The sequence below is a fragment of the Phocaeicola dorei genome, assembly GCF_013009555.1.
GTDB classification, from domain to species: Bacteria; Bacteroidota; Bacteroidia; order Bacteroidales; family Bacteroidaceae; genus Phocaeicola; species Phocaeicola dorei.
In genome coordinates this window covers 2,687,752-2,707,789 of the sequence record NZ_CP046176.1, presented here as the reverse complement: position 1 = coordinate 2,707,789, position 20,038 = coordinate 2,687,752, and the positions used below count along the sequence as shown (strand labels likewise).

The window sequence follows — 20,038 nt, the reverse complement described above, 5'->3', positions numbered from 1 at the left end:
TTTTATTTTTTATGCAAGTATAATCAAATCTATGTCTATTTCAGCTAAAGAGTTTAGAAATTTTCGATATTTGGAAAGACTGAATAATGCACCTGGCATTTTGAAAGTAGGATGCCCCATACAGACGGTTGTAATTCCACGTTGACGACAAGTTTTAATTATTTCTCCCATAATATCGGAAGATGAAACTTGGATAACTTCACCGCCTAACTCGGTAACCAGTTTAAAATGGTTAAGTAAATGCCGCTGTGTTGCCAATGGAATACGTTCCGTACTCTCGGCAGGTGTCTGTACATAGAGGGCAAAAAAGACCGTATTGTACCGGGAAGCAAGCCGTGCCGCTTTACGGATAATATGTCGGGGAGTCCGTTCATTACTACTGATACATGCCAAAAACTTCTCGTGCCGGATGCCCTTTTCACCTGTTACAATTTCATTTTCAACTTTCTTCTCGACTCGAAAGGCCACTTCTTTTAGTGCCAGTTCACGTAACTGAAGAATATTCTCTGTCTTAAAAAAATTATTCAGTGCCAACTGAATCTTTTCAGGACGATAGATTTTCCCGGCTTTCAACCGGTTTATCAGTTCTTCGGCGGTAAGGTCTATATTTACCACTTCATCCGCATCCTGCAGCACCTTATCCGGAATCCGTTCTTTAACTTCTATACCTGCTATACCTTTTACGTCCTCATTCAAACTTTCTATATGCTGGATGTTAACTGCAGAAATTACGTTTATACCGGCATCCAACAATTCCATTACATCTTGCCAACGTTTCTCATTCCGGCTGCCCTCGATATTGGTATGTGCCAATTCATCTACTATAACTAGTTCGGGATGTAACTGAAGAATGGCATCAAGATCCATTTCTTCCACTTCCTTACCTTTGTAAAATATCTTTTTCCGAGAGATAACAGGCAATCCTTCCAACATAGCAACGGTTCCTGCACGTCCGTGCGTTTCAATATAACCTATCTGTACATCTACCCCGTTCTCCAACATTTCGTGAGCTTCTTGCAGCATACGATAACTCTTCCCTACACCGGCTATCATTCCGATATAGATTTTAAACTTTCCACGCCGTGAACGTTTAATCAAATCTAAAAAATGCTGTACACTTTCTTCTCTGTCTTCCATTTGTTACTTTATCATATTAGTGTAAATATAACAATTTTCCGCATATTTAATATCAGTCCTTTTATAACAGACAAAGAATATACCAATAAAACAAACGGCTTAGTTACAATGCCATAAGCGTGTCATTAAAAACTAAAGCTTACCAAAATGAAAAGGAACTCTTTCAAAATGAAACACTTTCTTAATCACTATAATTATTGCTGTTAGATCCCCTAGAATAGTTTATTCCTGCTTTTCTAGCTTGTGTATGTTGAAATTGGCGGGCTATTTTATATTCACGTTCTCCTTTTAGTAATCTGTATCCAGTTTGTTTAAACCAAAAGCTAATATTATTTTCTATACATTGCCGACGAATGTCCAATACCCAGTCATAATTACATATGCGCGCTTCTTTACCTGATTCTCCACCTACCACAATCTGTTCTACCCATGTACCAAGTTCTCCCTTGAAGTTTATAGCGGACAACAATGGTTCACAGATAATGATTTTATGCTTTACAGGAGCTGCTTTATAAAGAGGAAGACGGTAATCCACTCTTTCTTGATTTTCCATGGTGCAACAAATGGTAACATTATCATACCCGTCCCCCCAATCCGGAGGCAGACATTGGCTGAGCCGGTCTATACGTTTAGTTATAAACAAGAAATGAAGATCGTATCGTTCCCGCATCATTTTCCATGCTTCTATACGCCATTCATCGGCTTCTTCTATCAGAAAATCAGAGGTAAAACAAGTATAGACGAGATTTCTGGAAGGGATCTTGTAAGTCTTATCCTTTTTCCGCCTCACGGGCAGATTGAATTGTCCGGTTTTGGTTATTATGGAACTGTCTTTCCCATGTTTACTATCTCCGCGATATACATAACAATGCCGGCAACCTGTACTTAGCTTATGGCAGCCATGCCAAGGATTCCATAGAGAAGACTCCGGACTTATTCTATTTTCCATTCTGTTTGAATAAAATTTATCATTTTATTATTGTCTGCAAAGTTAGCTAAAGTCTTTTCATCATTTACATAATTCATTCCTGAATTTCTTCAAAAAGAATGGGAGTGTTATAGTTAATGCAAATGGATTAATGTACCTTTGCCGATATAATCAATTAAGCCACTAACAAGAATAAATTTTATAATGTAGAGTATAAAACAAAAAACTTATTATATGAACACAGACGATAGAAAATGGGAGATTATTGAAAGTGAATATCTTATCCGCCGCCCTTGGCTGACCGCACGCCGTGATCGGGTTAAATTACCTACAGGAGTTGAAATTCCTGAATATTATATTTTGGAATATCCTGATTGGGTAAATGTAATTGCTATCACCAAAGAGGGTAAATTCGTATTAGTACGCCAATACCGTCACGGAATAAAAGAAACACGTTATGAAATTTGTGCCGGAGTTTGTGAAACCGGAGAAGAACCTTTGCTTTCTGCCCAACGCGAATTGTACGAAGAAACAGGGTATGGTAATGGAAATTGGACAAAACTTATGACCGTCTCTGCAAATGCCAGCACCATGACAAATATCACTCATTGTTATCTGGCTACGGAGGTAGAACGAATCTCCACCCAGCATTTGGAAGAAACTGAAGATTTGACAGTGCATTTGCTGAGTGAAGAAGAAATAAAAGCGTTGTTATTGAATGATGAAGTAAAACAATCATTGATGGCAGCACCGCTTTGGAAGTATTTTGCTTTATATTCTCATTCATAGTTCAATCACCCAAATACATTTTCAGGGAGGATTTTGCCCTCTCTGAAAATGTTTTTTGGCTTAAAGGATAAAGTAATCTAGAACCACTTTGCCCATAAAATATTGGACTTCTCCGGAGAATTGATTTTGACAGGTTATTCTAAATGTCTTTTTATCTGTTCCTTATCATTTCAACAAAGGTAATTGATTTAACATTTCTTTAATTCTGATAGCAATCCGTGGCATCGGTTCGGCAACGGTTAGACCTACTATTTCTTTTTCTTTGGCAATATCATTAATAACGCGGACCACTTCTGCCAATTTCATTCCATCGGGAACTACCCCTACGGCTGCTATAATTTCGGCAGGGTCGAGCACATCCATATCAAAATGAATTAACACGCGGGATGCTCCACATGATTTTAACCATTCATATATAGCATTACTATTTTGTGCTACATCTTCCGGAGTAAGATGTTTTATACCATATTGTTTCTGGCGGACTTTTATTTCATCACGTTCCCAATCACGCAATCCTACGAGCAGAATCTTTGAGGGGGCTATTTGGGCCGGTAGCTTGGAAAGGATTTCCTTGTCGCCTTTCCCCATGCAGGCAGTAACAGCCATGGCATGGAATCCGCTGTACATATCTCCGGGAAGTGTTATATCAGGATGGGCATCAATCCAAATCATTGCCACATCATCTTTATATTTCTCTGCAAGGTAGGTAAACGGAACGACACTGACAGAACATTCTCCTCCAAGAGTTACTATTTTATCAGGATCACTGATACGCAACAAGTCAAGAGCAGCTTTAGTCTGTTTCACAATAATGTCGCGGTCTAGTACACCGTCCTTTTTTCTACGTTCTGTAATTTCTGTTGAAATGGGAACTGTCAGTGTTTCTTGACTGCTGTCGGGAGCCAAGAAGTTAAGCAATTCTGCCCCTAAGAAGTATCCCTTTGATGCTGCTTCGGGATCTTTTATTTCAGTAATCCACCGAGCAATATCACCTCCTTGCCATTGCGGATAAATCAAACGAATTGTTTTTGTTTTCTTTTCCATACTTTGATTATTAATTGAATTTTTCTGTTGTGCATTAATAGAAATCACATTAACAGCCAGTAATATTATCAGAGATAACCACTTTTTCATTATATCATTATTATATATCCCATTATTCCTATATCTGAATCTGTCTGCAAATTTATAATTACCCGATGGTTTGCGCAAGTAGGGATAAATTAATCAGTATATGAATAATTTATCCCTATAACATGAAAAGAGTAGAAGCTATTCTTTCTATGTTATTTCAATATGATTAATTTTGCAGAAAAAAGAAGATTTATGTACAGAAAGAAAATACCTTTTGATATAAACTGCGGTGTGAAAATAGCGATGGAAGTGATTGGTGGAAAATGGAAAAGCTGCATTATTCAAGAATTGGACAAAGGCCCGAAGCGCCCGAGTGAACTTCATCGTTACTTTGATGATGCCAGCCCAAGGGTAATCAACCAACAACTGAAAGAACTGGAGATTCATGGCATGATACAGAAAAAGATTTTTTCGGAACTTCCTCCCCATACAGAATATTCCATTACAGAGCAAGGTAGAACACTGCTTCCCATTATTGAACAATTAGAAAAATGGGGAGATGGATTCCGACCGCAAATGAAGAAAATATTAGGAATGGAAGACTAAGTTCAACAAGATATGATTCTTTATCAATTCGGTTTTCTGATTGAAAATGAATTACTTTGTCAATTAGAAAACGTTTTAAAAAGAGGGTAATTAAAACTATTATCATAAAACAATTTAAAGCCTTATGGGCTGTAAAATTCCATTCATTAAAACGCCCACAAGAATATGCTTTGCTGCTCAATGTCTCATCTGTTTATCTGAATGAGGCGGTGAAAAAGACGACTGGGTATAAGTGCCTATGTACTGAAAAGCGCTTTAATGGAAATGCTTGATATATAAAAAAGCGAGTGCAGATACTCCTTGAACAGAATGTCTGCACTACTTGAATATGTTTTAGAAGGTCACTTTACTCTTCTTTCCACTAACCTTGAAAGGGATTTATTTTCTTTGCTATAAAAAATGCATATCCATAGTATTCTTTATACTTACTATATAATTCAGCTTCATGGCAGATGGATGCCATCAGTTTTTCAGCTGTTTTATTCCCTGCATACTTCTTGATAAACATTTCTTTGGCTTTGGCCTGCGGAACATAATAATGTTCTGTCCAGCAATTCTCCGGAAGAATGAACGTAGCAACGGGAATATATCCCGCTTTTTGTATTTGTACTACTTTATTAGGAATTGTATCTATTTCCGTGTAAGCATTCATCCAGAAATCATGAATCTCTGCCGGACGGTGATCGGTAAACCAGACACTTTCAGAAACGGCAAGGTATCCTCCCGGTTTCAAATAATTGCGCCACTCGTTCAATCCTCGTTCAAAACCGATATTATAAATAGCTCCTTCCGACCAAATCAAGTCTAGGGATTCTTTTTCAAAAGAAAGGGCATCCATTGAGCCGACTACACCTTTTACTCTATCCTGTAAATTTAACTTTTCGGCATTCCTGTTGAAGCATTCAATAAATTCCGGAAAGAAGTCGAGTCCTGTAATACTTCCCGGTGTATGTTGTGCCAATACCATTGTCTGACCTCCTGTCCCACAACCGAGATCGGCGATAAGGGATTGAACAGTGAGATTATTTATAAAGCTTAGTGCTTTTAAGGTTGCTTCGGGACTTCCGGGACCTTGCCGGTTTGTATTTAAAAAGAAATCACAGATTAAATTTACGTCGAACTCTTGGATTGTATTATGATTATTATCGTTATTCATTATTGTAAAACATTGAGGGCATACAATCCCATTATTTGTATGCGGATTAAAAGATCAATTATAAATAATATAAAATTGCTCTCAAAAGACATTCTGAGAGTAAAAACGACTGGACAATCTATTCTATAAAAACAGATTGTTTACGACACCAAATCCGATATATGAGTTTTTAACATATTGCAAAGATACATTTATTTTATTGAATTGTAAATAGATTATTCATAAAAAGAATTATTCTTCTGTCCGATTCATTGAAAGTGATAGAAAATAATGTTTAAATTTAGTAAGGATTTGATCGTTTCCACTCTTTTAAAACCCTATTTTACGTTTCAAATAAATCATATCTTTTAGTAAAACCCCATTGTCAATGATAGGATGATCGTAATTCTCCGTGAAAAAATCTTTTATACAATGAGAATATTCAAAACCGCAACTTTTATAAAATGCAAGAGTGCCGGGAACGTCTCCCGTTCCCACCATCATCTGAGTATATTCTTTTGAGTAATGGTTTATCAGGTAATTTATTAGTTTTCTACCATATCCTTGTCGTTGGGCACTAGGGGTAACCGCTATATTCTTCAATTCACAAATTTTCGGACCTTCTTTTGTTACAACACAAACAGCTTTTATCCCGTTATCTTCCAATACAAACAAGTCACCGCGCTCCAAATATCGGTCTATCATTATTTCCTGTTCATCCCCAAGCAATAATAAATCCAGATATTGCTTTTTATTTCTAGATATTTTAACGATGTGATAATCCATAATATTATATTTATGACATTCTTGTCTTTATTTTCATAGACAGTACAAAATAGCACTATTTTAACGATTCCTGGCATATCGGTAAATAGCAGCCGAAATATCAGAGATGATCTTAGTATTCGTTTCCATATTTTCTTTTGAGTCTTTGACAAATACGGCTACTACGTATCGGTTCCCATCAGGTAGAATTACAAAACCAATGTCATTGATGCCAATGTATTCCCCCCGTTCATTCTTATCGGAAGTTCCTGTCTTATGTCCTATCTTGACTTCACTTTCGGGAAGGGGAGCAGGTAGTCTGTCTTTACCTGTCTCACACTCTATCATAATATGTTTTAGAAAATTTGTATATTCATTTTTCATGGAATCTTGAGTCATAAAAAGTTCCAATAGATTGGCTGCTTCCATTGGTGTTGTCCAGTTTTTGTAACAATCATCCATGTCTTGATGCATCTCATCTTCGGTAGTAGTTATAGAAACATCGTTTATTCCCAATGAATGAATGTATTCATCCACCACGTTTACACCACCTATATAATCGAATAAAATATCACAGGCTACATTGTCACTTAACTGCATTGTATAAGCTAAAAGTTCACTAATCGGAAGTTCCAAATTACCTTGGGGATATTTATCACGCAAAGGGCTGTATGTATCCGGTTTGAAATACCTTTTATCAAGATATAGGGAAGTGGAAAGTGGAATATGCCGTTTTTGCAGGTAATCACATACAGCCAATGCCTGATGAAACTTATAAACGCTCATCATGGGATATTTTTCGGCATTATTTACGGCCAGCGTATCTTCTCCGTCTAGTATCAGAGCCACTCCTATAGTTGCTTTCTTATCTTTAATAATATGTCGAATCTCTGTTTTTAACGGTTCTAAAGGGTTTTGGGCCTTCCTCTGAATGCATCCACACAGTGCTCCACAGAATATACAGATATATAAGAGTTCTTTTTTTATTAAAGAACTAAAAGAAGACATGGGTTTACAAATCTTTATTATATTCATAGCTCTTCTTAAATAGTATTTTATCATTCTATAACTTTCATATCATCATGTCCGGTCGCAGGCAACCATACAGTGAGGATATCCTCCATTTTAATTTTCAAACTACAAGTATTGGTGCAAGGGTGACAACCTATATAAGTCACATTCATCAAACCCTTATCTATTAAAAGCTGTACTCTTTTTTCTTTATCATAAATAAGGCTTAATACACTGACAGCACCCGGATAAGTATGAAGTAACCTTTCCATGTCTTCTGCAGAAGCAAAAGAAAGATGTGGGCTGCCGATTTGCCTTGCAACATTTTTTGCCGATAGCTTCTTATCGGCAGGAAGCATTAACATAAAATATTCTTGCCTTTTGTTGCATAAGAACAGATTTTTGCATGAAGTACTGCCTAGTTTATATGCTATTTCACTTCCTTCTTTCATCGTTATTATAGGAGAATGTTCCAGCTTTTCATAACCGATGCCTAAACGGCTCAATAATTCAAAAATGGTATTCTGTACATAACCTTTATCCATAACTATGTTCTTTATATCTCTATCCATGCTATATTCTTGGATATATCTACAAATATAACAAAAAACAGAGAACAGCAGTGGGTGTGGAGCCAATGTAGTGTATGGCCTTTGTCATAGTCACCAACGAAATAACAGTAGGAAAAACAGCCAGTGAAATTGCGTTTACCCATAACAAGGGTGTAGGGATAAGCTGCAATCCCGTACAGAACTTCAATCGCACCACATAAACAGACAGACCGAAAAGCAGGACATAGAAAGTAAGCTTGGCTATAGGCATATCCTTCAGGGAAGAACGGTTTACACCAACTATATAGATAGCATAAGCTAAGGATGATAAAAAGACAAAAGTAATCCCGACCAAGCTGAGTGTCTGTCCTCCCGGACTTTTACAAAGCAAGGAAATTCCCACAAAGGCCAGCGCTATGGAAAACATAGTGACCGGCGATACTTTTTCCTTAAATACTACAGCCATAATAATAGCTACCAGTACCGGGTAGACAAACAATATGGTGGATGCGATACCGGCATCCATGTAGTTATAACTCATAAAGAGAAACAGGGAAGAGAATGAGAACAGCAACCCCATGATGCAAAGTGGCAGCACATCCGCTTTCTTAATGGCAAAAGATTGTTTCTGCATCTTCATCATGATACCTAGTACAACTATAGCCAGTGCATAGCGATAAAATAATACCGAGTCTACGCTCATTCCTGCACTATAAAGAGGAAGGGTGAACAGTGGGTTCATGCCGTAGCTGGCTGCTGCGATTGCCCCAAGGAGAAATCCTTTAGTCTTGTTGTTAATCATCGTTTTTATTACACGCTTTAAAATCGGCGCGAAATTAGATATTTGTTAGCAATAAACAAAGGAAAAGTGCTTTATTCTTTCAATCTAACATCTATTTATTTAGATTATACCTAATCAACAAATATAAAAGAATTTATATCACCTGTAGCTGCTGAAAAAATTATATGAAATGAACGGACACGGACAGAGAGGGAAAATGCAGGTTTGTTCTTCTGTCCGTGTTCTATATTGATCAGCTCAGTTTATGAATAACCAATCCCGAACGAAGTTTCGGTTCAAACCAAGTTGTTTTGGGCGGCATAATATTACCGGTATCGGCAATATCCATTAATTGTTTCATAGAAACAGGATAAAGGGCCAAAGCCACTTTCATTTCACCGCTGTCCACACGCTTCTTTAATTCCTCCAAGCCACGGATACCACCTACAAAGTCAATCCGTTTGTCGGAACGAAGATCCTTGATTCCCAATATTTCATCCAATATCAAGTTGGAAGAAATAGTCACGTCTAATACTCCGATAGGATCATTGTCATCGTATGTGCCCGGTTTTGCTGTCAAGCTGTACCATTTACCGTCCAGATAGAGAGAGAAATTGTGAAGAGCCTGCGGTTTATAAACCTCAATACCTTTCTCTTCTACTACAAAATTCTTGCTGACAGCGGTCAGGAATTGTTCCGGAGACAGCCCGTTCAAGTCTTTTACAACACGATTGTAATCAATAATAGTCAGCTGGTTGGCCGGGAAACATACAGCCATAAAGTAATTGTATTCCTCATTTCCCTGATGGTTTGCATTTTGCTGCGCTTTTTCGGCACCTACCAAGGCGGCAGCAGCCGAGCGATGATGGCCATCGGCAATATAAAGAGCCGGCATAGCTTTGAAAGCTTTTGTGATAGCTGTTATATCTTCTTCTTTGTCGATCACCCAGAATGAATGTCCGAAACCGTCACCCAGAGCGATAAAATCATATTCCGGCTGTTGTGAAGTATATTTCTTAACGATAGCATCTAATTCCGCATTATCCGGGTAAGCAAAGAATACCGGTTCTATATTGGCATTATTTACGCGGACATGTTTCATGCGGTCTTCCTCCTTATCACGACGGGTCAGTTCATGTTTTTTGATGACCCCGTTCATATAATCGGGAACATACGCTCCTACCACCAACCCATATTGGGTTTTGCCATTCATGGTTTGTGCATATACATAATAATTTTCTTTTCCGTCTTGCACCAACCAGCCCTTGTCCTGAAACATCTGGAAATTTTCGGCAGCCTTCTCATATACTTTAGGATCGTGTTCGTCTGTTCCGGCAGGGAAATCAATTTCCGGTTTAATAATATGATAAAGTGACTTTTCATTACCTTTCGCTTCCTCACGTGCTTCTTCAGAATTCAGTACGTCGTATGGGCGTGAAGCTACTTGTTCTACCAATTCTTTCGGAGGGCGGATGCCTTTGAAGGGTTTTATTATTGCCATAAAAATAAAGGTATTAGATTTTACTTGCAGGGGCGAATTGCATTCGCCCGAAAACATAAGCTATATGCATTCGGTCGGATTCAATCCGCCCCTGCGGTTATTGGATTACTTATTTACTCTGAACTTTTCACAACCATCTTTCAGGAAGCCTACAATTTGTCTGGCAGCAGCAATACCTGCGTTGATATTTGCTTCAGCCGTCTGGGCTCCCATCTTTTTCGGTGTAGAGAAATAGCGGCCGGCAAATTTTTCTGAGAACTCAGCATGGGCAACCGGCATGATATCAGTAACATACTTTAAGTCGGTTCGTTCTTCCATCAGTTTGATTAATTCCGCTTCATTGATCACTTCCTTACGGGCAGTATTTACCAATACTCCTCCTTTAGGCATCTTGTTAACCAATTCATAGTTGATGGAATTTTTAGTTTCAGCCGTAGCAGGAATATGCAGGGACACTACATTACAAGCAGCATACAGTTCCTCAGCAGAAGAAACAGCTTTCACACCATCTTTTTCAATTACTTCTTTCGGGCAGAAAGCGTCAAAAGCATAAATATCCATGCCAAAACCTTTAGCAATACGAGCCACATTGCGACCTACATTACCGTATGCATGGATACCTAACTTCTTGCCCATCAGTTCAGTACCCGAAGTCCCGTTATAGAAATTGCGGACAGCCATCACCATCATGCCAAAAGCCAGTTCGGCTACTGCATTGGAATTCTGTCCCGGAGTATTCATAACACATACATTGTGTGCCGTAGCAGCCGCCAAATCCACGTTATCATAACCTGCTCCTGCACGTACTACGATTTTCAGTTCTTTTGCCGCATCCAATACTTCGGCATCAATAATATCACTTCGGATAATGATGGCGTTAACGTCCTTTACAGCTTCCAGTAATTTGGCTTTTTCACCATATTTTTCCAGCAATACAAGTTCATAACCTGCTGCTTCTATTTCTTTACGGATACCGTCTACTGCAACTTTTGCAAACGGCTTGTCTGTTGCTACTAATACTTTCATGGTCTTATTGTATTAAAAAGATTCACCACAGATTAGCACGGATTATCACAGATTCCATTTATTGTTCCTATCTGTGTAATTCGTATAATCTGTGGTGAACATAATTATTAATGAAGTTTCTCAAATTCCTGCATGCAGTCAATCAAAGCCTGAACGCTTTCCTTCGGCATGGCGTTGTAGCAAGATGCACGGAAACCACCTACAGAACGGTGTCCCTTAATACCCACCATACCTCTTTCTGTGGCAAATTTCATGAAATCGGCTTCCAGCTCTTTGTATTCGTCATTCATCACAAAGCAAATGTTCATATAAGAACGGTCGGCTTTATCCGTTACTGTGCCACGGAACATTTTGTTACGGTCTATTTCAGCATACAACATGTCTGCTTTCTCTTTAGCACGTTTCTGCATTTCTGCTACACCACCGTTAGCTTTTATCCAGCGTAAAGTCTGCAAAGCGGCATAAATAGGAAGTACAGGAGGTGTGTTGAACATAGAGCCGCCGTCAATGTGAGTCTGATAATTCAGCATAGTAGGGATATAGCGTGATACCTTGCCCACAGCATCGTTCTTTACAATAACGAAAGTAACACCGGCTGGAGCCAAATTCTTCTGCGCACCGCCATAGATACAAATATATCTAGAAACGTCAATAGGACGAGAGAAAATATCAGATGACATATCAGCAATCATAGGAACCGGAGAATCCAGGTCTTCATGAAGTTCTGTTCCATAGATTGTGTTATTAGTTGTGACGTGGAAATAATCTGCATCAGCGGGAACCGTATAATCTTTGGGAATATAGGTATAGGTCGCTTCAGCGGAAGATGCTACTTCTACTACCTCACCGAAAGCCTTGGCTTCTTTCATCGCTTTCTTAGCCCATACGCCTGTATTCAGGTAAGCAGCTTTTTTTTCGAGGAAATTGAAAGGTATCATACAGAATTCCAAGCTGGCTCCACCTCCCAAGAATAGTACCGAGTACCCTTCCGGGATGTTCAACAGTTCCTTAAACAAAGCAACAGCTTCGTCTACTACAGGCTGAAAATCTTTAGCACGGTGACTGATTTCCATGATGGAAAGACCAGAACCATTAAAATCAAGAACGGCTTGTGCTGTTTTCTCAATTACCTCGCGAGGCAAGATAGATGGTCCCGCATTGAAATTATGCTTTTTCATTTGAAGTTTGTTTTGGTTATACAATTTGTTTATATCTTACATTGGGCGAAATTACACATTATTTTCAGTTTTCCAAAAAAATCGCTAATAAATTTACGAATTTCCGCATAATTTTCTTTCAAATTAGTTAAATCTGAATTTTTATGCTTTCATTTTGTAACTACATCCCTAGTAAACAATGATCTAAAGCATAAAAAAAATATCTTTTTGAATTATTCTTTAATCATTTCATTTCGAGAATTGACAAATTGTCATTATTTGGCTTCTTCAATAAGTGTTTTTATGCCCTTTATCTTCTCGTTTCGTATTAAATTCAAAGTTTGTTTTATCTTTTTGCGAGATACGGCTGCAAAAGAATAGTGGTCCTTTACATCAATCCGTCCTATTTCGTCTTTATTCAAGTTACCTTTTTTAAAGAGAAAGCCCACAATATCTATCTTATTGATTTTATCTTTTTTGCCTTTCCCTATATATAATGTTACGTATTCGGGCAAGGACGGCTTGGGAGGCACTTGGGGCAATATGAATTCTTCCGGCTCATCGGCTATATATCCGGGCAGTGTTTCTTCAGCATGAAGAATAACGTATGAATTTCCTTCGGCTTCCCAACGGGCGGTACGTCCGTTACGATGGATATAACCGTCCTCATTGGCAGGTAGATGATAATGTACCACGTTCTCTATTTCGGGGATATCCAGTCCGCGAGCGGCCAGATCGGTAGAAATAAGCACATGGCAACTTCCGTTGCGGAATTTATATAGGGAGCGTTCACGGTCATCCTGTTCCATGCCGCCATGAAAAATGCCACATTGAAACTTCTTGGATTGAAGATACTTTCCTACCCTTTCCACACTTTCACGGTGATTACAGAAAACCAATGTCGATTGGCTTCCCAAGGTACAAAGTAGTTTATACAAGGTTTCAAGTTTGTCTTTTTCCGGAGATAGTACCTTATATAAATGCAGTCGCTGGGTAAGCTGCTCTTCCGGATTTAAAAAATTCAATTTAATGGTCTTGTTCAGCCCCGTAAACTGCGGAATCTCTTCCGCATCGGTGGCCGACAACAGAAAACGGCGTTGCAGACCGGGTAACTGTCCTATGACAGTCGCCATCTCTTCCTGAAAACCGAATTCCAGACATTTATCAAATTCATCTATTATCAAAATGGAAACCGTGTCTGCATCAAAATTCTGTTTGGAAAGATGGTCATTCATACGGCCCGGTGTACCGATGATAACTGATGGCTGCACCCCTTTGATGGTACGGTGCTCTTCCATGGCAGGTCGTCCACCATAGCAACTTACAGCCTTGAATGGCGTATTCATGGATTTGAATACCTGATCTATTTGTAAAGCCAGCTCCCGGGAAGGAACCAGCACTATAGCCTGTACGCCTGTTATACCAGGCTTCAAACTCTGCACCAAAGGCAACAGATAAGCTAACGTCTTGCCGGATCCCGTAGGAGACAATAATATTAAGTCTTTTCCCTCTTTCCAAGCATCAATGGACGCCTCTTGCATCGGGTTCAGTCGCTCAATTTTCAAATTGGCTAGTATGTTCTCTATCATATTTATTTTCGTTTTATACAAAAGTAAAGAAAAAGCCCGATAAAAGTTCACTTTTACCGGGCTTATTTTCATTATTAATAAAAGGAGATCCTGATATTATCCTCCGAAGTTATCGTACATGATAGAAGAAGGTTCAACACCCAGACTATCCAGCATCTTAACGACTGCATTAGACATCGGACCGGGACCACACATGTAGTATTCAATATCTTCGGGAGCTTCGTGATCCTTCAGATAAGTTTCATACATCACATTGTGAACGAAACCTGCGGTATACTTCACGCCTGCTGCATCGGCTGCGGGATCCGGACGGTCCAAAGCCAGATGGAAGTGGAAGTTCGGGAAGTCTTTTTCCAATTGCTGGAAATCTTGCAGATAGAATACTTCATTCAATGCACGCGCACCATAGAAATAGTGAAGTTCACGGTCGGTAGTGTGCAGTGTCTTGGTCATGTGCATAATCTGCGCACGCAATGGAGCCATACCGGCACCACCACCTACCCAAATCATTTCCTTCTTAGAATCGAAGATCGGGTGGAAGTCTCCGTAAGGACCACTCATCGTTACCTTGTCACCCGGTTTCAGCGTGAAAATGTAAGATGAAGCGATACCCGGATTCACATCCATAAAGCCGGGACCCTGATCTTTCGGTTTGAACGGAGGAGTAGCGATACGTACTGTCAGCATGATACGGTCGCCCTCGGCAGGATAGTTGGCCATAGAGTAAGCACGGATTGTTTCTTCCGTATTCTTGCATTTCAAGCCGAACAGGCCGAATTTTTCCCATGCGGGCAGATACTCCGGACCGATAAGGTCTTTGTCAATATCCTTGTTGTAGTCCATTTCAAATTTAGGAATCTTAATCTGGGCGTATGAACCCGGAACAAAGTCCATGTGTTCACCTTTCGGCAAAGCCACAATAAACTCTTTGATGAAAGTGGCAACGTTCTTGTTGCTGATTACTTCGCATTCCCATTCCTTAACACCCATTACAGATTCATCAATCTTGATGCCCAGGTCTCCTTTTACTTTCACCTGGCAACCCAGACGCCAATGATCCTGTTGTTGTTTACGGCTGAAATGTCCTTTTTCAGAAGGAAGAATCTCACCACCGCCTTCTACAACCTGGCATTTACATTGACCGCAAGAACCTTTACCACCACAAGCCGATGACAGGTATATACCATTAACAGACAGGGTGTTCAGCAAAGTTGAACCTTGTTCTACTTCCAGTTCTTTCTCTCCATTGATAGTTATCTTTACTTTGCCGCTCGGAGTAAGATACTGCTTAGCTACCAGCAAAATAACAACGAGCAGAAGGATAATTCCAAGGAATACTCCAATACTAGCTAATATTAAATTCATATCCATTGTCTTATTCCTTTCCTTTTAGATTTTCAAACCAGAGAAACACATAAATGCCATTGCCATCAAACCTACAGTGATGAAAGTGATACCCAGACCTTTCAAAGGAGCGGGAACATCAGAGTAAGCCATTTTTTCACGGATAGCAGCCAGACCGATAATAGCCAGTGCCCAACCGATACCTGAGCCCAAAGCGTAAGTTGTTGCCTCGCCAATGTTGATGAAATGACGTTGCTGCATAAACAGTGAAGCACCCATGATAGCACAGTTTACAGCAATCAGCGGAAGGAAGATACCCAATGAAGCATAGAGTGACGGGCTGAAACGTTCAACCGCCATTTCCACCAACTGAACGATACCGGCGATAACGGCAATAAACAGGATAAAGCTCAAGAAACTGAGGTCTACTCCTTCTACCAGCGCATTAGGTGCCAGTACGTAATTTTCCAGCATATAGTTCACCGGCAAAGTTACAATCAACACGAAAGTAACGGCTGCACCCAGACCTACGGCTGTCTTTACGTTCTTCGATACTGCCAGGTAAGAACACATCCCCAGGAAGTATGCGAAAATCATATTGTCCACAAAGATGGACTTTACAAACAAACTTAAATATTCCATATTCTTTTCGTTTTATAGCGGGGATTAATTATTACTTTCCTGCAATTCTTTGTGTTTTGCACGTTGGTACCAGATGATACAAGCGCAGATAATCAACGCCATAGGAGGCATCAACATCAAGCCGTTGTTCAAGTAGCCCAAGTCATAAACAGCCTGCGGGATAACTTGGAAGCCGAACAGTGTACCTGCACCCAGCAGTTCACGGAAGAATGCCACGATAATCAGGATTTTGGCATAACCCAATCCGTTACCGATACCATCCAGGAATGATTCCCAAGGACCGTTCATCATAGCAAACGCTTCCAGACGTCCCATCAGGATACAGTTTGTAATAATCAAACCTACATATACAGAAAGCTGTACGCTTACATCGTATGCGAATGCTTTCAAAATTTCACTAACGATAGTCACCAATGCAGCAACAACCACCAACTGAACGATGATACGGATACGGTTGGGAATGGTGTTACGCAACAAGGAGATAACGAAGTTTGAGAAGGCTGTAATAATGGTTACAGAAAGCCCCATTACGATAGCCGGTTCCAACTGAGCCGTTACAGCCAGTGCAGAACAGATACCGAGCACCTGTACGGTGACAGGGTTATTCAAACCCAGCGGGGTTAAAAGAACTTCTCTATTCTTTTTAGAAAATAATGCGCTCATATTCTATTTACCCTCCTCTTATTTATTAGTTAAAAATGAATTGTACATGCTCAGGCAATCCTTAATCATCGCATCTACACCCTTAGAAGTGATAGTACCTCCTGAGATACCGTCTACCTGATAGTCAGGTTTTGCCACCTTGCCATGTTTCTCAACGCCTAAAGCTACAATACCGTTTTCCAACACATGTTTGCCAAGGAATTGGTCTTGAAACTTAACTGTCGTGATTTCCGCACCCAGACCCGGAGTCTCACCGGCGTGTGAGAAATAAACGCCATATACGGTGTCTTTATCTTGGTCTAATGCAATGTATCCCCATACAGGACCCCAAAGTCCGGCACCGTAAACAGGAAGGATGTATTTGGTCTGACCATCTACATTACATTCGAAAACGTGCAGACGGTTGTTTGCTATTTCACCCTTATAAGAAGTCTGGAACGCTCCGTCGTTAGGAGCCAATGTTCCGTCCGGCTGAACCAGCATGTCCTTAATCTCATATTTTGTAAATTCTGCATCGACATCCTTTACATCATAAACGTTCAGAGCAGCCAGAATTTGTTTCTTGGTGTCCATTTCCACGTTCTTATACTGTGTTTCTTTCAAAGAAGAAGAAACGAATGCCAGCAGGAATGCTACGACAACAACCATTATCGAAGCATAGATGATAGTATAACTATTACTATTGGTATTCATAATGTCCGATATTTTAGTTGTTAGTTGATTTTAATCTGTTTTCGCGGGCTGTGATGTTCTTCTGTACGATACAGTAGTCAATCAGCGGAGCGAAGATGTTCATCAGCAGGATGGCAAGCATCATACCTTCAGGATAACCCGGATTCAACACACGGATTACAATGGCCATCACACCGATCAGGAAACCATAGATAAACTTACCTTTTTCCGTACGTGCGGAAGTTACAGGGTCGGTAGCCATGAACACAGCACCGAAGCAGAAACCGCCCAATACGATGTGTTCGTACCAAGGCAACTGAGCCATCATGTTATCTGTAGAACCGAACACATTGAAGATCAATCCCATCACGATACCACCGGCAAAGACTGAGAACATCGTCTTCCAACTTGCCACACCTGTCCACAGCAGGATGATAGCGCCCAGTGCGATAGCGATAACGCTGGTTTCACCGATAGAACCCGGAATCAAACCTACAACCATATCCCACATGGTAGCGGGAGTACCGTTCACATTAATCAGTTCGCTTGCACCCGGAGCGGCTGTAGCAGCCTGTCCCAACATCGTAGCACCGGTAAAACCGTCCACTACCTGTCCGCCGCCAATGCCGAAAATGCTGTCAGTGCTTACCCAAACGGCATCACCGGACATCTTGGTAGGATAGGCGAAGAACAAGAAAGCACGGGTAATCAAAGCAGGGTTGAAGATATTCATACCTGTACCACCGAATACTTCCTTAGCGAAGATAACGGAGAACGCAGTAGCAACAGCCAGAATCCACAACGGACATTCCACAGGAACGATCATCGGGATCAACAGACCGGATACCAGGAAGCCTTCTTGAATTTCTTCATTCTTCCATTGTGCCACCACAAATTCGATTCCCAGACCTACTACGTATGATACAATAATCTTAGGCAGAACTGCCAGGAAACCATAAATAAACTTTTCAAAGAAACCTGCCTCCTGGCCTACTGCCAGAAAGTGCTGGTAACCTACGTTGTACATACCGAACAACAGGGCCGGTATCAACGCAATAACCACCATTGACATGATACGCTTGCTGTCAATCGCATCATGAATGTGAACTCCTGTTTTCGAAGTGCTGTTGGGTACGAACAAGAATGTTTCGAAACCGTCGAACACCGAACGAAACGCGTGGAGTTTGCCGCCCTCTTCAAAGTTTGGCTTTATCTTGTCGAGATAATTTCTTAACGCTTTCATTAACTTTTAATTCTTAGTTTTTAATTATTTAGCACATTTCCTTGCGAAGCATATCCAGACCTTGACGTACGATGCGTTGCAATTCCAATTTGGAAGAGTCAACAAATTCGCATACAGCGAAGTCTTCGGGAGCCACTTCGTAAATACCAAGTGCTTCCATGCGGTCAATATCGCCGGCAATGATAGCTTTAATTAAATATTCGGGGAAAATGCTCATCGGGAATACCTTGTCATATTCACCGGACATGATCATGTGACGTTCGCCACCTTTGATACGGGCATCCAGTGTATATTCCTTGTTACCGCACAACCAACTGAAATAACTGCGGTTGGCACTGTACTGATCGGTACGCGGCATGATAAAGCCCAAGAATTCGTGCTGGTCATCTCCTTCGGGAATTACAGTGAGGCTTGTAGCGTGTGCGCCCAGGAATCCGTTAGGTTTCACCAAAGTTCCGGTCAGCACGTTACCGTTAATGTAGCGTAAGTTTTTACCTCCGTTCACACGTCCTGCAAAAAGATCTGTCAGCAGGGCTCCTACTTTCAGCTTGCAATACGCCGGTTTCTTTACTTCCGAACCGGTCAGGGCGATAGTACGGGTAAGGTCTACGCGACCCGTGTTGAACAGACGTCCGATGAAGATCACTTCTTCCGCACGGAGCGTCCAAACAGTTTCGCCTTTGTTAATAGGACTGATGTGGTTAATCTGAACGCCTACGTTTCCGGCGGGGTTAGGACCGTCGAAGGCAGTTACAGTTACATTTTTGGCGTTGGTCAGTGCAGGACTCTTCTGCTCTACGCTGATATTCAGATACGTCTTTGCCATCTTTGCCAGTGCGTCCAGACCTGTCTGGAAATCTTTTTCCTGGCCTTTCAGAATAAATTCGAAATCAGCAGCCAATGGGTTAGTGTCAAATGCAGAAACGAAGATGCCTTTTGGTTGGGCATTCGGATCAGCCACCACGATGTATGGGCGCTGAATGATGAATGAAAAGAGTCCGGCTTCCAGCAGAGCAGCTTTTACCTGTTCTCCTGTCAGAGTTGAAACATCTTTCTTTCCAAACTCTTCATAGTCCTGCTCCTTTGCTGCTGCAATGGAGATGCTTAGGACTTTACGACGCTCGCCTCTCTCCACGCTGGTAACGACACCGCTTACCGGAGATACGAACTTCACTTCGGGGTGGTTCTTGTCAACAAACAATGTTCCCCCGGCCATCACATATTCCTGTTCCTTGACCACGACTTTCGGAGTCACGCCATGAAAATCATCGGGCACTATCGCATAGATGTCCGGCTGCTTCACGTCAAAGAACTCCTGAACGGGTTTTCCTTTCAGGTTGATGTTCAAGCCTTTGTGTAATTTAATCACATTTGCCATATTGGGTTATAAAAAATGGTTTTTAAATTTGAGCGCAAAAGTACAG

General features: G+C 40.6%; 19 protein-coding genes and 1 pseudogene. 2 read left to right on the top strand and 18 right to left on the bottom strand.

Features of this window, described 5'->3' with window-relative positions:
* Positions 1-9: 9 nt before the first annotated feature.
* Positions 10-1,137 carry a hypothetical protein gene (locus GKD17_RS11330; RefSeq protein WP_007835478.1) on the bottom strand — a complete coding sequence of 376 codons (1,128 nt, stop codon included), beginning with the start codon at positions 1,135-1,137 and terminating at the stop codon, positions 10-12.
* 181 nt (positions 1,138-1,318) lie between these two features.
* Entirely contained in the window at positions 1,319-2,086 is a 768-nt protein-coding gene (locus GKD17_RS11325) for a DUF5131 family protein (protein ID WP_007835479.1), read from the bottom strand.
* Positions 2,087-2,299: 213 nt separating this feature from the next.
* Between GKD17_RS11325 and GKD17_RS11320 the strand changes: the two genes are divergently transcribed.
* Positions 2,300-2,854, top strand: coding sequence for an NUDIX hydrolase (locus GKD17_RS11320; protein ID WP_007835480.1), 555 nt, complete (start codon positions 2,300-2,302; stop codon positions 2,852-2,854).
* A 165-nt stretch (positions 2,855-3,019) separates the two neighbouring features.
* Here GKD17_RS11320 and GKD17_RS11315 read toward each other — a convergent pair whose 3' ends face one another.
* A complete protein-coding gene (locus tag GKD17_RS11315) occupies positions 3,020-3,988 on the bottom strand; it encodes an arginase family protein (RefSeq protein ID WP_007835481.1) in 969 nt (322 codons plus the stop codon).
* Between the two features lie 192 nt (positions 3,989-4,180).
* On the opposite strand from GKD17_RS11315, the gene GKD17_RS11310 reads away from it, so the two are divergent.
* The gene (locus GKD17_RS11310) at positions 4,181-4,534 is read left to right on the top strand and encodes a winged helix-turn-helix transcriptional regulator (RefSeq protein ID WP_008654769.1); all 354 of its coding nucleotides are present in this window, start codon (positions 4,181-4,183) and stop codon (positions 4,532-4,534) included.
* A 361-nt stretch (positions 4,535-4,895) separates the two neighbouring features.
* On the opposite strand, the gene GKD17_RS11305 is transcribed toward GKD17_RS11310, so the two are convergent.
* The 15 genes and pseudogenes from GKD17_RS11305 to GKD17_RS11235 all read right to left on the bottom strand — a co-directional run bounded on the left by GKD17_RS11305 (position 4,896) and on the right by GKD17_RS11235 (position 19,992).
* Positions 4,896-5,690, bottom strand: a complete 795-nt coding sequence (locus GKD17_RS11305; RefSeq protein WP_007835484.1) for a class I SAM-dependent methyltransferase — start codon at positions 5,688-5,690, stop codon at positions 4,896-4,898.
* Between the two features lie 309 nt (positions 5,691-5,999).
* The gene (locus GKD17_RS11300) at positions 6,000-6,455 is read right to left on the bottom strand and encodes a GNAT family N-acetyltransferase (RefSeq protein ID WP_007835485.1); all 456 of its coding nucleotides are present in this window, start codon (positions 6,453-6,455) and stop codon (positions 6,000-6,002) included.
* A gap of 60 nt (positions 6,456-6,515) precedes the next feature.
* Positions 6,516-7,421 carry a class A beta-lactamase, subclass A2 gene (gene bla, locus GKD17_RS11295; protein ID WP_063674276.1) on the bottom strand — a complete coding sequence of 302 codons (906 nt, stop codon included), beginning with the start codon at positions 7,419-7,421 and terminating at the stop codon, positions 6,516-6,518.
* Between the two features lie 71 nt (positions 7,422-7,492).
* Positions 7,493-7,990, bottom strand: coding sequence for a prolyl-tRNA synthetase associated domain-containing protein (locus GKD17_RS11290; protein WP_007842971.1), 498 nt, complete (start codon positions 7,988-7,990; stop codon positions 7,493-7,495).
* Positions 7,991-8,057: 67 nt separating this feature from the next.
* Positions 8,058-8,798: pseudogene (locus tag GKD17_RS11285) on the bottom strand (DMT family transporter); the annotation flags it as partial.
* A 232-nt stretch (positions 8,799-9,030) separates the two neighbouring features.
* Positions 9,031-10,278 (bottom strand): DUF1015 domain-containing protein, encoded by a 1,248-nt coding sequence (locus GKD17_RS11280; RefSeq protein ID WP_032936232.1) that lies wholly within the window; start codon positions 10,276-10,278, stop codon positions 9,031-9,033.
* A gap of 105 nt (positions 10,279-10,383) precedes the next feature.
* On the bottom strand, positions 10,384-11,304 hold the full coding sequence (locus GKD17_RS11275; protein WP_007835490.1) for an NAD(P)-dependent oxidoreductase: 921 nt from the start codon (positions 11,302-11,304) through the stop codon (positions 10,384-10,386).
* A gap of 107 nt (positions 11,305-11,411) precedes the next feature.
* Positions 11,412-12,482, bottom strand: a complete 1,071-nt coding sequence (gene serC / locus GKD17_RS11270) for a 3-phosphoserine/phosphohydroxythreonine transaminase (protein ID WP_007835491.1) — start codon at positions 12,480-12,482, stop codon at positions 11,412-11,414.
* A 254-nt stretch (positions 12,483-12,736) separates the two neighbouring features.
* Positions 12,737-14,050: a DEAD/DEAH box helicase gene (locus tag GKD17_RS11265; RefSeq protein ID WP_007842955.1), complete on the bottom strand. Its 1,314-nt coding sequence runs from the start codon at positions 14,048-14,050 to the stop codon at positions 12,737-12,739.
* Between the two features lie 96 nt (positions 14,051-14,146).
* Positions 14,147-15,421 (bottom strand): NADH:ubiquinone reductase (Na(+)-transporting) subunit F, encoded by a 1,275-nt coding sequence (nqrF, locus tag GKD17_RS11260; RefSeq protein WP_007835493.1) that lies wholly within the window; start codon positions 15,419-15,421, stop codon positions 14,147-14,149.
* An 18-nt stretch (positions 15,422-15,439) separates the two neighbouring features.
* Positions 15,440-16,036 carry an NADH:ubiquinone reductase (Na(+)-transporting) subunit E gene (gene nqrE / locus GKD17_RS11255; RefSeq protein ID WP_007835494.1) on the bottom strand — a complete coding sequence of 199 codons (597 nt, stop codon included), beginning with the start codon at positions 16,034-16,036 and terminating at the stop codon, positions 15,440-15,442.
* Positions 16,037-16,060: 24 nt separating this feature from the next.
* Positions 16,061-16,699: an NADH:ubiquinone reductase (Na(+)-transporting) subunit D gene (locus GKD17_RS11250; RefSeq protein ID WP_005843523.1), complete on the bottom strand. Its 639-nt coding sequence runs from the start codon at positions 16,697-16,699 to the stop codon at positions 16,061-16,063.
* 18 nt (positions 16,700-16,717) lie between these two features.
* Positions 16,718-17,392 carry a Na(+)-translocating NADH-quinone reductase subunit C gene (locus tag GKD17_RS11245; RefSeq protein ID WP_007835495.1) on the bottom strand — a complete coding sequence of 225 codons (675 nt, stop codon included), beginning with the start codon at positions 17,390-17,392 and terminating at the stop codon, positions 16,718-16,720.
* 13 nt (positions 17,393-17,405) lie between these two features.
* On the bottom strand, positions 17,406-18,614 hold the full coding sequence (locus GKD17_RS11240; protein WP_005843519.1) for an NADH:ubiquinone reductase (Na(+)-transporting) subunit B: 1,209 nt from the start codon (positions 18,612-18,614) through the stop codon (positions 17,406-17,408).
* 28 nt (positions 18,615-18,642) lie between these two features.
* Entirely contained in the window at positions 18,643-19,992 is a 1,350-nt protein-coding gene (locus tag GKD17_RS11235; protein WP_007835496.1) for a Na(+)-translocating NADH-quinone reductase subunit A, read from the bottom strand.
* Between the last annotated feature and the right edge of the window lie 46 nt (positions 19,993-20,038).